The 14488-nt window shown below is 37.8% G+C and carries 8 protein-coding genes and 2 pseudogenes; 3 read left to right on the forward strand and 7 right to left on the reverse strand.

The genetic code is table 11. The annotated features are described in order from the left end of the window. Positions 1-64 precede the first annotated feature (64 nt). The 4 genes from C6H66_RS01200 to C6H66_RS01215 all read right to left on the reverse strand — a co-directional run bounded on the left by C6H66_RS01200 (position 65) and on the right by C6H66_RS01215 (position 5179). Positions 65-1606: a carotenoid oxygenase family protein gene (locus tag C6H66_RS01200; protein WP_146111006.1), complete on the reverse strand. Its 1542-nt coding sequence runs from the start codon at positions 1604-1606 to the stop codon at positions 65-67. A 351-nt stretch (positions 1607-1957) separates the two neighbouring features. After that, a complete protein-coding gene (locus C6H66_RS01205) occupies positions 1958-2287 on the reverse strand; it encodes a hypothetical protein (RefSeq protein ID WP_036811608.1) in 330 nt (109 codons plus the stop codon). 813 nt (positions 2288-3100) lie between these two features. Continuing rightward, on the reverse strand, positions 3101-3949 hold the full coding sequence (gene fghA / locus C6H66_RS01210) for an S-formylglutathione hydrolase (protein ID WP_105394577.1): 849 nt from the start codon (positions 3947-3949) through the stop codon (positions 3101-3103). A 120-nt stretch (positions 3950-4069) separates the two neighbouring features. Beyond that, complete coding sequence (locus C6H66_RS01215; RefSeq protein WP_105394578.1) at positions 4070-5179, reverse strand: S-(hydroxymethyl)glutathione dehydrogenase/class III alcohol dehydrogenase; 1110 nt, start codon at positions 5177-5179, stop codon at positions 4070-4072. A 616-nt stretch (positions 5180-5795) separates the two neighbouring features. Between C6H66_RS01215 and C6H66_RS01220 the strand changes: the two genes are divergently transcribed. Together C6H66_RS01220 and C6H66_RS01225 are read left to right on the forward strand one after the other, a co-directional pair. After that, positions 5796-6668 (forward strand): phosphorothioated DNA-binding restriction endonuclease, encoded by an 873-nt coding sequence (locus C6H66_RS01220; RefSeq protein WP_105394579.1) that lies wholly within the window; start codon positions 5796-5798, stop codon positions 6666-6668. A gap of 567 nt (positions 6669-7235) precedes the next feature. Next, positions 7236-7664: a P-loop NTPase family protein gene (locus tag C6H66_RS01225; protein WP_248000583.1), complete on the forward strand. Its 429-nt coding sequence runs from the start codon at positions 7236-7238 to the stop codon at positions 7662-7664. Between the two features lie 526 nt (positions 7665-8190). Here C6H66_RS01225 and C6H66_RS01230 read toward each other — a convergent pair. Continuing rightward, positions 8191-8502, reverse strand: a complete 312-nt coding sequence (locus tag C6H66_RS01230; RefSeq protein ID WP_105394580.1) for a phage integrase central domain-containing protein — start codon at positions 8500-8502, stop codon at positions 8191-8193. A 372-nt stretch (positions 8503-8874) separates the two neighbouring features. On the opposite strand from C6H66_RS01230, the pseudogene C6H66_RS01235 reads away from it, so the two are divergent. Continuing rightward, positions 8875-10517 (forward strand): annotated as a pseudogene (locus C6H66_RS01235) (SIR2 family NAD-dependent protein deacylase). Between the two features lie 76 nt (positions 10518-10593). Here the strand turns inward: C6H66_RS01235 and C6H66_RS01240 are convergent. Further along, a complete protein-coding gene (locus C6H66_RS01240; protein ID WP_105394581.1) occupies positions 10594-10854 on the reverse strand; it encodes a helix-turn-helix domain-containing protein in 261 nt (86 codons plus the stop codon). Between the two features lie 496 nt (positions 10855-11350). Next, positions 11351-14468 (reverse strand): annotated as a pseudogene (locus C6H66_RS01245) (type I restriction endonuclease subunit R). Between the last annotated feature and the right edge of the window lie 20 nt (positions 14469-14488).

The raw sequence follows: 14488 nt of genomic DNA on the forward strand, positions 1-14488 counted from the left end.
ACTAAGCCATTTGAAAAACAGTGATAAGCTTAATATTACAATAGGCTTCAGGCTTATATACCCGTCATCTTTCAAGTTGCTTCTTTGTTGACTGCACTCGCTCACCCCGGTCACATAGTTTGCTATGCTCCCGGGGATTCGCTCCCTTGCCGTCGCGATGCATCTTGAAATCCATAGGGTATAGCATAACTTCATTTATCCAGCAGTGATGCATTCCCATAGGAATATGGTGCGGCAAACGTAATCTGCACGCCATTGAGAGATCATCAGCATTTAAAACTACGACATCTGTACAGTGCAATTTTTCGACATAAACCTTAAAAATAAGCCAACCATCATCTTCTTTAACAGAACCCGGTTTGGCTACAAAAACAGGTTCTTCCGGCAAATCATTATCAAAACTGTGGCTTAATACACTCTTATCAAAACAATCAAATTTAATTATTGATCTCCCTTCACTTTCAGAATCCCCCCAACAAACGAACCAGGCATATCTGTGCTGTCTACCACAGACTGTCGGGTTTATGGCTGGGAAATCAGTATTCCCCTTGAATAAAATTTCTTTATCAACATTCCCGGATGCAGTGCATAAAGTAAAACGACAAAGTTCTGAACTATTATTTTTAAATATATTCTGTGTAAATACTGGGAATGACTTCCAAAATGAAGCGTCGAAAATCACATTCCCATCGGCATCTTCATAACCATTTGCGAAATGAAAAATAAATCCAGGAACTGCATCATAGAATTTCGCATCATGGCATTCTCTTGAAACTAAAAGAACCCGGCCATCTTCACTTTCACGTGAATTCATGGATGCAAGGATGCTTTCATTGCCAATTACATTCCTCAACTTAAGATTTATATGCGGCCCACCTAAAAAAAATAAAAAGTAATTTTTTGTCACTATGAAATCATGAATTAAATACCTTTTCTTAAGCGGAATGTTGCGTATAACCGTCATGTCGCCGGCACTGTCTATTTTGTATAGCGTCAACTTAGATCCAATACCATATGTCACACCAAATCCATATAAATTATCATCGTTTGGTATTTTTTTAGGATGTGCTGTAAATGGTACTTCACGAAGGTTAAGTTTGGGAAGGAAAGAAAATCGTGCTTTTAACTTTCCAGAAAAGTCATATTTTGAAATTGTCTCAAGAGTTACCGGATTAATTAAATGTGGCATTCCTCCTTCCCATAACGCCAGAAGTTTATGAGAGTGATACACAATATTTGTATTTGCCGGATTTTTAATAATAAAAAATCTCATCCTGAGTTTTAGTTTTCTGGGGACGGTTCCAACGGAGCGATAAAGTAACCTTTGAGCTTCTTCCTCTTCTAAGTATTCCTTTGTTAACACATGTCTGTTTCTATAGAATATCCCATTATCACTGAACGTTACTTTAAATATCATCCCATCCCCATCAAATGGATGATTATAATATTCGTCTCCTCTATGCAGGCGACCGGGACCAATTCTAAAGAAAGTACCTTTTAACTCTGAAGGAACCTTTCCCTCAATAGGAACTAATTTTGAATCAAGTTCCTCCAACTGAGATTGAAAGGGATTCATATGATTTTTCGAGAATACAAAATCGCTCAAGCCTTCACCTCTATATTTACAACCGAATAATAGGTAATGATTTAATACTGGAGCTCTATAAAAAGATACAACGATACTAAAGTAACAGTACTGCGCTGAAGATGAACAGTACTATTTTTTTTCAAATGAATTTTTATAACTGAAATCACAAAAAAGAGTTCTGTTACTAACTAACACACCTTTGGTGTGATGGTGTACATGTAGAAGGGTGACTGAAACATTAGGAGCAATGCCAGATAAACGTGTTCTCAGGTTCGGAGCGTGAGAGAGTATAAGCATGAACTGTCCCCCAAATGTTGGACACCAATCCGTACATAAGGGGGCAGTTTAAAAATGCAGGGTATATATGTATTACGAGACATCGATCAAACCAAGATCATTGCTTAATGTCGTACCACTGATATTGTAGCTGGCAAGTGCTTGGCTTCCTTTTTTGTATAAAAAAGCTTTACGGGCTTCATTATCATTTCCCCATACCACGAATACATGCATAAAAACTATTGAGCCATCAGGAACTCCAAGATCGCCAGGGTCAACAGTATCTGTTAATCCAAGAGTAATATTATTACCTTGCTGACTTAAATGCTTTTCACCATCTCCATCCATATAACTAAATTGGATTCTGGCAACAAATCCACCTGAATTTTTAAGACTCATCTTGCCAATTTCTTGCAATGTCATTACAGTCTCCTTAGCTATCCAACTATATAAGTAGTCTAAGATGTGTTAAATAAAAATAAATCTTACGAGTGAAATAAATAACACATTAAAGCCACTATAACAAATAATTATCATATGTATTCTATGAGAAAATAAAAATTATCTTGATGATCACGAAGAATAAATAATTTATTTTCGTTAGACATTTAATTTGGTTCGTATTTTTTCTTTATAATACAACGAAATATTTGTTTTGTATTATAACAGCTTTATTGTTTCAATTGGTGGTAATTTCAATTTATAATGTTTGGTTATTTATCATGGTAATTGCGAAATAATTACATCGTATCGTGAGTAAATAATTTCGTATTTATTTAATAATTCATTGGATATTTTCCCATCCTGATTTTTCCGTAGTCGATTATCTAATTAGTTTATGACCATAATTTATCTATTAATGCTTAATTAAAATCTGTACATTTGCATAATTAGTGCAAATGACTTTATCTAATATTATAAGATGATTTTTTGATTTAAAAATAATTCATTAGGTGTTTTGTATTCCAATGTCTGATGTGGGCGATTATTCAGTTTGTTCATAACGAATCTTATTTTCCATTTTGCCACCGATGAAAAGTCTGTTTCCTAATTCTTCTGCCATTTTAAGTTGTTCAAGTAATTCTTCATAAAGTTGTTGCAGGAGGTTGATGGGATGCCGCTGGAGAACTCACTTCAAACCAGCGGCCTGCTCTACAGAATTGACCTAAGGTAAATAGGGTAAAAAATTTCTTAATGCCTCTAGTGTGGGACTTTTTGTCTGAACTCGTATCTAATTTATTGATTATCAGAACAAATTCCCTTCAATACCTTGGCATGATACGCGATATGCTCGCTGATAAAGCTGGCGACGAAATAATAGCTATGATCATAACCAGTGCGCAGATTCAATGTGTAGGGATGCCCGGTGTTTTCGCATACATCCTTCAACAGCTCAGGGCGTAATTGCTCTTCAAGAAACGGGTCATCGGTCCCGATGTCAATTAACATATGCAATGATTTGGCGCTATTGGTTAGCAGCTCGATTGTGTCATAGGTTTTCCATGTTTCACGATCTTCGCCCAGATAAGCGCGAAAAGCTTTTTCTCCCCAAGGAACTTGAGAAGGAGCAACAATCGGTGAAAAGGCCGATACGCTGTGGTAACGATCTGGATTGCGTAGCGCGATCATCAGTGCGCCATGACCGCCCATAGAGTGACCACTAATGGCCCGAGCGCCTGTTACTGGGAAGTGTGTTTCGATCAGTGCCGGTAGCTCTGACACCACATAATCATACATGCGATAGTGCGGCGCCCAAGGTTCCTGTGTTGCGTTGAGGTAGAAACCGGCTCCTTGACCCAAATCATAAGCGCTATCATCTGCAACTTTCTCACCACGAGGGCTAGTATCTGGGGCGACAAGGATAATACCTTGTTCGGCAGCATAGCGTTGAGCTCCCGCTTTAGTGATGAAATTCTGTTCATTACATGTTAGGCCCGAGAGCCAATACAGCACCGGTAATTTCTGATGTTCAGCCTGAGGAGGAAGGTAGACTGCAAAATTCATGGTACAGCCAAGCACGGCCGATTCATGCTGATAAATATCCTGCCATCCCCCAAAACAAGCGTGGCGCTCAATCCTCTCCATTCTTTTTCCTCTCTGTAAAACATACAGGTTCACTTATCTCACGGTGAACCTGGGGTTATCGTTTCCTGTTTTGTTAAAAACTGCCTATTACTGCATGGTTTTTAACTCCCTTAGAACAGCTTAGTAATGGATGACTGTGCGAATGGATTTGCCCTCATGCATCAGATCGAATGCTTCATTAATGCGTTCGAGCGGCAAGGTGTGAGTCACAAAGGGCTTTAACTCAATTTCACCTTTCATTGCCTCTTCTACCATTTTAGGCAACTGACTGCGGCCTTTAACACCACCGAAAGCGGTGCCTCGCCACGAACGACCGGTGACTAGTTGGAATGGTCGGGTTGATATTTCCTGTCCTGCACCAGCCACCCCAATAATTACTGATTGCCCCCAGCCACGGTGTGCGCTTTCGAGCGCGGCACGCATCACATTGACATTACCAATACACTCGAAAGTATGATCCACTCCCCATTCCGTCATCTCAATAATGACCTGCTGAATAGGTTTGTCGTAATCATTCGGATTCAGGCAGTCGGTTGCACCGAACTGTTTAGCTAGCTCAAACTTTGCCGGATTTGTATCGATGGCAATGATCCTGCCAGCTTTTGCCTGACGAGCGCCTTGGATCACGGCAAGGCCAATGCCGCCGAGCCCAAAGACGGCAACAGAATCACCGGACTGTACTTTAGCGGTATTATGCACTGCACCGATGCCGGTAGTGACACCGCAGCCCAGCAGGCACACCTCTTCATGATTTACTTCCGGGTTGATTTTTGCCAGTGATACTTCGGCTACGACTGTGTATTCGCTGAATGTGGAGCATCCCATATAATGATAAATAGGCTGCCCTTTGTAGGAAAAACGAGTTGTGCCGTCCGGCATTACGCCTTTTCCTTGAGTTGCCCGCACGGCGACACACAGGTTGGTTTTTCCTGATTTGCAGAACAGGCACTCTCCGCATTCTGCGGTATAAAGAGGGATAACGTGGTCACCGGGTTTGACGCTGGTGACGCCTTCACCAACCTCAACGACTACGCCGGCGCCTTCATGTCCGAGTATGACAGGAAAAACGCCCTCCGGATCATCCCCTGACAGGGTGAAGGCATCCGTATGACATACGCCGGTATGACTGATTTTGACCAGCACTTCACCGGCTTGAGGCGGGGCTACATCGACTTCGACGATTTCAAGGGGGCGGCCCGGTCCGAATGCAACAGCGGCTCGTGATTTCATAATCTCTCCATTTGGAATAGACAGTGCTATGTGTTTACGAATACAGATTAATAAAGTCAAGTGAGTTGTCAGCGAAGATATCTTTGTAATAGTTTGTTAAGAATATGATTTCGCATCTGTAGAAATGGTACAAAAATTTTAACATTAATACGTGTTTTTAAAATAGCTTACTTGAGATAAGTGGAAAACAGTGATTCGTGATGGGCATAGATGTTCTTTCAGGAAAAGGCGGGTTGCGGGGAAATAACCTAACTTTGCACTATTCATTGCGAGTTCCATAATATCCAACATAGCTCTACTGGCTGGCAAAGTATCGGCTAGATAATGAAATTCTTGGGAGTTATTCACTAATAAGCCAGAAGTATTTTCTGGACTAGAAGGGGGTCTAATGCTTACTCAGGGTTAAATTTCTAGTTTTATCAGGTATGCTGTAATTGAAGGATAATATGTGAAATGTAATTAATTTATAAAAAAGGTCCTCATAAATAATTGACCTATTTTGGTCTTTTCTTTTCCTATCTGAACAGACTGTTCAATACTCAGCATCAACTATGTATTGAACTCATTCACTTTTGCGAGCATGATCGCAGTTCATTCACCAATTTAGCTAATAGTCATGACTTCACCCGCAGCACTGCAAACAGCAATATCAAAACTCACCGTCTGGCGTAAAGGTGATCAACGCGCACCACATAAGCCATTACTGCTGTTGTATGTGTTGTCTGAGTACAAAAAAGGGCATGAGCAACTGTTTAATTACGGTGATGAAATTCATCAACCACTATTACAATTACTCACTGATTTTGGCCCCAGTCGCAAAGAACACTATCCTTCAATGCCTTTCTGGCGTTTACGGAGAGATGGCTTTTGGGAACTGAAAAATGCAGAACATTGCACGCCACGTCCGGGAAGCAAGGAACCGCCAAAACGAGAGCTGATTGAGTATCAGGTTGCCGGAGGTTTTGATTCAGCCAGTTTTCAGTTATTGCGCTGTCAGCCTGCACTTATTGATAAGCTGGCACAACAGATCCTTAATGAACATTTCCCTGACAGCGTTCAGGTAAGCCTGGCTGAGCGACTAGGTTTTGATATTAACAAGGGGTTAAATAGCCGTGATCCACGTTTTCGTGGTATGGTTTTACGCGCTTATCACTACCGCTGCGCCGTTTGTGGCTATGATTTACGTCTGGATGGCTCACTGGTCGGTCTGGAAGCCGCCCACATCAAATGGAAACAGTTCGGTGGCCCTTGCCTTGTGGAGAATGGTTTGGCACTTTGCACACTTCATCATTCCGCTTTTGATAGAGGTGCAATTGGCATAGACGAGAATCTGAAAATTAAGATCTCTGATGGAGTCAATCGTAGTCCGGTTGTTGAGCAATTGTTCTGGGCTAGGGATGGCGAAAGTCTTTATCTGCCGCGTAATCGTCAGTATTATCCAGCGGATAAATTTATTGAATGGCACCAGACTCAGGTGTTTAAGGCATAAATAAAGTCGATTTGTGTTGCAGATATCAACTATCTAGGCATTTTGATACTTAGATGGTTATATCATGCGCTCTTCTCCAAATCCCTCACATTATTTCTCCAGCCCTTTTCTAACTCATCTAAATAACTCCACACTACTTGCAACATCAATCCAAACCGTATATTAAATCTCTGCTCATATAGAAATGATACTTATCGTGTGGCGGCAATAGAGGGTCGTAGTTTTACAAAGGGAGCTAATGTATTTGGATATCTGATTTATACTTGCTTCGCTTATCGATTTGGTGATCTCCTAATGACTTTATTCGCCTCTAGATAAGAAATCTGCTCCAAAAATTGAGGCCACCGAGATTTCCTTTCGGCAGAAATAGCTGATAAAATCTCCACCCTTTCGAATTACTAGCTCTGGTCATTCTCATGTAGCTGACAAGAGGGTGTATTTATAAATGGAGCCGCAATGAAACTCTCAGATCTTGGTAGCAGAATATGTATCATAGGACCATAAAATAGCGGGAAATCCACACTGGCTAATGCAATTTCGGAAAAACTCAATCTGAAAGCTACGCATTTGGACCAACTTTTTTATTTGGCTGATTCAGATTGGCAACCGCGCCCTTATGATGAATTTATTACATTACATGATAAAGTAATAAATAAAGACAAATGGGTTATAGATGGAAACTATAAAAAAGCGCTTCCTCAGCGTCTTTCCCGGGCTACCGGATTAATTTTATTAGATGTCCCTACCTTGCTAAGCTTGTCTCGATATATGAATAGGACTTTACTCCAAAGTCACCGACATGGTGGTCTTTCTGGGGCTAAAGAACGCATAAAATGGGAGATGATACATCACATTATTTTCGCCGTACCCAAAAACAAAAAACGTCATACTGAAATATACGAAAGTTTGTCAATTCCCAAGATAAAACTCATGTCAGTGAAAGAAATTAATCAGCAATATGAAGAGTGGGAGCTTTCTCATTATTTAAATCGATGAGAAAGGGAAACAGCAGTAATTTGTATAAAAATAATCATTGAACTACATCTTGCATTTGATTCTTTCTTATTGAGAGTAGTTTATTACCCACTCTTTATTAGAGTTTTGGTTATCCTTGGATAAACTCATATATGTGTTTGTCATATAAAAGAGGTTGTCAAATCGAAAAAAGGAAAAATATCTGGCTTGTTGCTATTATCCAGATATTGTTCATGGTATGGCGAAGGCTATGGCCTGTTGGCCTGCCATTATAGATAATACGTTTTATTGCGTGGTTGGTGTTGATTTTACTCATCGGTTTTCTGGAATCATTATGACCAGACAATATCCGTCAGTAATTTCCTGCAATTCCAGCAGTAATGCTTTTTCCTGACTGGATAACGGCACAAGGTGGGGACGGTGTACCATATATTTGTCATAATCGATTTCCAGTCATTCCTCAGCCCTTATCTCGATAATGCGTAGATTAGTCAGTAATCAGCAGACGTGTAGCAGTTTGGGTGATACGGCTTACTCTATAATTGGCTCAGGTATTCATAAATGGCCCCAGTTCATCAGCCATCAGGTGAGGAAAGTGTGTTTGCTCTGGGGTTTTCAGTATGCTAATTAGAACCATGACGGGATTGTTTTTCGCTCGTCCCGAAATGATGACATAAGTGAAAATTTGCCGATATGCCTGACACATCTTTTTTGAGCTATCCAACATGCTGCTCTGTTCCATTTTACGCAACACACTCAGTATGTCTTTGGATTTAATATCAGTGATAGGCCGTTTTCGCCCTACAGGATTCGATATAAAACTTAATATAATGTTTTTATTTAATAATTTTAAGCTCAATTATCTACCATACCCCCTGATTATTTTACTACTTTTTAAATCCACCTTTCTTTGAAAGGATATCCCCACTAATAAAAGTAGAGGAGATATTCTTTCCCCTTATTATCCAACTTTGTGCTGATAGTATCATTATGGTCTTACTTTCTCTGAGTAAATAGATTACACCTTAAAATAACCAATTGTTACTATGTAACATGAATTTATTTCATAAATTAATAATAATCATCATTATAACATTGGTTTCTTTTTTAATCGCCAACATATCTCACAAATTAAGTAAGCTCTGATCAAAATATTAGAAAAAGTGATTTAGTATGTTTTACTATATGCAGTATACCAGTGGTCGGCTGATCTTTATGAAAAGGGCTTAAAATGTCTGACTCTATTTTTAACTTCAAAAATTATCCAATAGTATTTATTGGATCTGGAATGTCTAAAAGATACTTGGAAAATTCTCCAACATGGCCTGAGTTGCTGGAAGAATACTGGAATAAAATTGATAACAATGGTCAAGGTTTTTATAATTACTTATCGGAAATAAAGGATAAATATAAAGAAGAACAAAATGACTCTGATTTAAATCACAAAGTATATTCGGACGCAGCAACTTACATTGAAAAAAAAATTCAAGGAATTATTTAATTCAGGAAAAATATCATTAGAAGGATTAACATCAAAAAGAGTTTTTGACGAGGATATATCACCATTTAAATATTCTTTATGTCAAAGATTCAAGCAAAATAAATTAAGACCAAATATTAAAAAAGACGAACTTGAATCATTTAAGAGGTTTTTAAAAAATGCAAAAATGATTATTACAACAAATTATGATTCATTTATTGAAACACTTTTGTCAGAACAAAATGTTGAACCTAAAATGTATATTGGTAATGAAGGTTTTTTTGATGATACCATTGGATGGAGTGAGTTATATAAGATACACGGAGATATAGAATTACCTAATTCAATAGTAATTAATAGTTATGATTATGAAAGATATGATAATAAATCTATACTGATTAGCGCAAAAATATTATCAAGCATGATAAAAAGCTCGATAATTTTTATTGGGTATTCATTAACAGATAGAAATGTAAAAAAATTACTGACTGATTTTTCTTCACAACTTCCGAAAGAAGACAAAAGAAAATCTGCTGAAAGAATTATTTTTATTGAGTTCAAAAAAGATGAAATGGATATTATAAAAACACATAGAACAGATGATAAATCACAAATAACGTATACATCTATAGAAACAGATAATTATAAAAAGATATATGATGAAATAAGTAATATAGATGAAGGGTTGCCGCCATATGATATCCTTAGATATCAAAGGGTAATAAAGCAACTTATACTAGAAGAAGGGGAAAAAGGAAATCTAGGTAGTATATTAGTCACACCTTCTGATTTGGATGAATTGGAGAAACATGCCAATTCTGGTAAAAATTTAGTTGTTGCCTTAGGTGATAAACAACTTGTTTATATTAGAGTAAAAGAAATGGAATATTTAGAAGATTATATCTTTGATAAAAGTGAAATACCAAATAAATCAGCTATTGAATTTCTTATCGATTATCCTCCTCATGCCAGAACTCCTTTCTCAAAGTTAATAAAATCTTGTGATTTCCATAATATAAAAATATCAAAAAAAAGAAATGAAAAAAATAGAAAAAAGAATAAAGATACATGGAAAAATAGATAACTTAGTTAAATCCGTTAATCTGGATAAAAAATACTCAAGTATTGAGTTTAGCTCAATTGAAAATATCAAAGCTGAGAATTTATTAAAAAACAAAGAATTATTGGTTATAATAAAGAATATAAAGTCAATAAGTAAAGATGAATTAAGGAAATATACCCAAGAAGAAGCTTTTCCATTATTTAAAAGAAATGGAAAGGATGATCATTTAAAATCAGACTTAAGAAAGTTATTTTTAGCTTTTGATTTATTCATACATGGAGATGTAAGTCTAGATTTATTAAAACAAGGCGACTTAACTTCTCTTAACTAAAAGAAATATTCTAACTATCAATTGGTGGGGGGCTTAGTACCCCCACAAGAAAATATCTTTTTAATTCAGGCTATTGTTAGTCAAATTCTTTTCTAGCCTTTCGCTCAATAAGCTGACCGTACATATCAAAATACCGACTCGGCCAGATTTCTGAGGGATGGATTCCGAGATAATTCGCAATTATCCATTCACCTTTAGGCCAAGGCCGACTGGGCGTATTGGCTAATGTAGATGAACTGACTCCCGCTTCACGAGAAACAGCCGCTAAGATTGTTCCACGCTTACGTAATACAGCAATTATATTCGCTTGATGTAGGCATGAGCCTGTAAGAAGCATGTTGCCCTTTTGCTGCTGCGTCACTTTCAGCGGTAAACCTGCAAAAGTGACGCCTTAAGTTCTGCGAACGGTTAGCAAAAGTAGTGCGAGCATTAAAATGCCAACAGGTACAGCAAAACGTTGCAAGGCTAAGTGTCAGGTAGCTGCAATAAGTTAATTGTTTGGGGGTAGAGAAACCATCCACTGAATATTTCAACCAGAGATAGTTAGAGGTGTAAACTGTATGAGTGAAAGCCACCCTGCACGTATAAAGTGAAATGAGATCAAGACGTAGCTCAATTTTTTTGATAGTAAAAATTCACAATAATTACAATCTGTTGTGGTGTTTAAAACTATTGAGACACATTAATTTGTGAGCCGAGGAAAGGTGAGGTAATGATACAAATGGAAGAGGGAAAAATAGCGTACCAACCATCTAAACGTCAAGGTGTCTGGATGGTTAGTAAGTAGCTTATGATAGCTAGTAGTAGATCGACTGTTGTATATTAGCTCACACCTATATTTGCCCACCTACACCCTTAAACTTCTCAACAAATGCAGCAATTTTCTGGAAAACAGCCTGTTTTTTCGTTCTGTATTCCGGGTTAAGTGGACTTAACTTAGGTAGAGTGGAATTGAGTTCTGTGCCGTTTTCACTTGCATATTCTCGTTTTAATGATGCTGTAATATAGCGCTTAGCCGCATCTTCATTTAATTTCTCCGAGCTAATTAACTCTTCTGCTTCACGTTTTTGTTCAGCTTGAGCAAATTTGAAAAATTCATCAATAATACTGGCCTTGTCGATAATTTCGTCTAAGTTAGTTTGATTAATGAAGTCAACAATTAAACTTTCTTTTGCTCGATTGCCAAGGCTGGAACGAATTAAACGGCGAACTTCATCAATTAATTCTGTCTTATTTTTATTCTTTTTATTGTTTTCAAAAATCAACTCAAGAATGTAATCTAGATTAATTTCCTGCGATTTGAGCAAGTCCACTTCAAAGACGACATCATCCCAGTCAATAGTAGATTTATCTTTCTCGTTAGACGACTTTTCACGGCGTAACCAATCACGCGTATCATTATAGGTAGAGCGGTAATCTTGAATAGTACGCTCAGTTGGCATCTCAATCGCTTGCATCGCGGCGATATCTTCATCACTCAGGTAGTATTTAGCCTTAAATGCCTCAACAGCCTCCGGATTACTAATATCTACATGTTGTAGAGCCTTTAATCCTGCAAATTCATCATAGTTTTGCAGTACATTCTCCGCACGTAAATATTCACCAAATAGTTTGGCAAAATCCTTTTTATCTTGCTCTTTAATAATATCATCAGGGTTAGGAAAGCGTCTTTGTAGCTCTGTCACTACCTCTAAAAATCCGCGACGTGCTTCGCCGGTGACTAAATCAGTAAAGCCTTCCATGTATTCTTTATAGCTTTTTTCCAGCACCACGTTTTTGGTGTTTTTATCACCAAACAAAGTGATAGCGTCAACTGTGGCTTGTTCTAAATCACGGAAGGTGACGATATTGCCAAAGGTCTTCGTGGCGTCATAAATACGGTTAGTGCGTGAAAAAGCTTGCATTAGGCCGTGGTAACGCAGATTTTTATCGACAAATAAAGTATTCAATGTCGGCGCATCAAATCCTGTTAAGAACATGCCAACAACAATCAGTAAATCTACTTCTTGATTTTTCACTCGCTTAGCGAGGTCTTTATAATAGTTTTGGAAACCTTTACTATCTACACCAAAATTCATTTTGAACGCTGCATTATAATCATCAATGGCCGCGCTTAAAAATTCTTTGGCACTGCTGTCCATTGCGGTGAGCTCAAAACTTTCATCAATAAGCTCACCAATAGCATCTTGCTCTTCATTAGCGGCGAAAGAGAAGATAGTGGCGACATTAAGCGGTTTTTTATTTGCTTTATTTTCTTCAGTCTCTTTTTGTAAATGCTTGAACGCTTCATAATAAGCTTTGGCGGCATCCACGCTACTGACAGCAAACATGGCATTAAACCCCTTGCCGCCGGCTTGGAGACGATGTGTTTTTTGCCTGAAGTTATTTAAAATATACTGGGAAATTGCACGAATACGAACGGGATGTAAAAAAGCTTGCTTGTTTTCTGCCGCTGTTAACTTTTTCTCGTCTTGTTCGGTTTCAATGGACTTAAATTGTGGTCTTACATCGTTATAATCAACTTTAAATTTCAATACTTTTTCATCACGAATGGCATCGGTAATCACATACGAATGTAATTCTCGGCCAAATACACTACTGGTGGTGTCTGCTCCTAAAGCATTTTGCGGGAAAATTGGCGTGCCCGTAAAACCAAATTGATAATACTTTTTAAATTTCTTCTTTAGGTTTTTTTTGTGCTTCACCAAACTGGCTGCGGTGTGCCTCATCAAAAATAAACACTACTTGCTTATTGTATATTGGTAAATCGCTTTCACTTTTTATTAAGTTATTAAATTTCTGAATGGTAGTAACAATAATTTTATTGTCATCTTTTTCAATATTCCGTTTTAGCCCTGCGGTACTCTCCGAACCATTAACACTGTCAGGTGAAAAACGTTGATATTCTTTCATGGTTTGGTAATCCAGATCTTTACGATCGACCACAAAAAACACTTTATCGATAAAATCCAACTCAGTAGCCAAACGCGCCGCTTTAAAACTAGTTAGGGTTTTGCCCGACCCCGTGGTATGCCAAATGTAGCCACCACTTTCAGTATTACTCCAATTTTTAGCCTGATACGCACTTTTAATTTTCCACAAAATACGTTCAGTAGCCGCTATTTGATAGGGGCGCATCACTAATAAAGTATTGCTAACATCAAATACAGAATAATGAATTAACACATTCAGCAAGGTATTTTTCTGAAAAAATGTGGCTGTAAAATCTTTTAAGTCTTTAATCAGCGTATTATCAGATTTGGCCCAATTCATGGTGAAGTCAAAACTGTTTTTATCACGCTTGGTAGTATTGGCAAAATAGCGAGTGTCTGTACCGTTTGAAATCACAAAAAGTTGTAAGTATTTAAACAGAGAGTTTTCTGTATTAAAGCTTTCTTTACTATAACGATGCACTTGGTTAAAGGCTTCACGGATAGCAACTCCGCGTTTTTTAAGCTCAACTTGTACCAATGGTAGGCCATTAACCAAAATGGTTACATCGTATCGATTCGCTTGCGCCCCTGTTTGCTTGAGTTGTTTAATGATTTGTACTTTATTACGGGCAATGTTTTTCTTATCGACTAGATAGATGTTCTCAATATGTCCATCATCGAAAACAAAGTCGTAGATATAATCATTATGAATCTTACGAGTTTTATCTATGCTGTTATCGTTGGGCTTATCTAAGTACTGTTCAACAAAGCGTTGCCACTCACTTGCTGAAAAATCAACATTATTCAGTATCTGCAATTGCTCACGCACATTGGCCAGCATGTTTTGGGGCGTGTTTAAGCCAGAAACATATTCATAACCTTGGTTGACTAAATCGTCGATCAATTCCCGTTCTAAATCACCTTCGCTTTGGTAGGTTTCATTTAGCTGCAATTCCTTGGTGTATTTATCCAGTACGATAAAGTTATTTGATTCAGCAATAGTTTTGTATTCGTTCATACTTCACCTATAAATTCGAT

It is taken from the genome of Photorhabdus hindustanensis (genome assembly GCF_002968995.1).
In the GTDB taxonomy this organism is placed as follows: domain Bacteria; phylum Pseudomonadota; class Gammaproteobacteria; order Enterobacterales; family Enterobacteriaceae; genus Photorhabdus; species Photorhabdus akhurstii.

What these genes read in the sequence shown, in the direction of transcription:
- C6H66_RS01205 (WP_036811608.1), bottom strand. Translation starts at nt 2,287, where the DNA reads ATGACATTGCAAGAAATTGGCAAGATGAGTCTTAAAAATTCAGGTGGA.
- fghA (WP_105394577.1), bottom strand. Translation starts at nt 3,949, where the DNA reads ATGGAGAGGATTGAGCGCCACGCTTGTTTTGGGGGATGGCAGGATATT.
- C6H66_RS01215 (WP_105394578.1), bottom strand. Translation starts at nt 5,179, where the DNA reads ATGAAATCACGAGCCGCTGTTGCATTCGGACCGGGCCGCCCCCTTGAA.
- C6H66_RS01220 (WP_105394579.1), top strand. Translation starts at nt 5,796, where the DNA reads ATGACTTCACCCGCAGCACTGCAAACAGCAATATCAAAACTCACCGTC.
- C6H66_RS01240 (WP_105394581.1), bottom strand. Translation starts at nt 10,854, where the DNA reads ATGCTTCTTACAGGCTCATGCCTACATCAAGCGAATATAATTGCTGTA.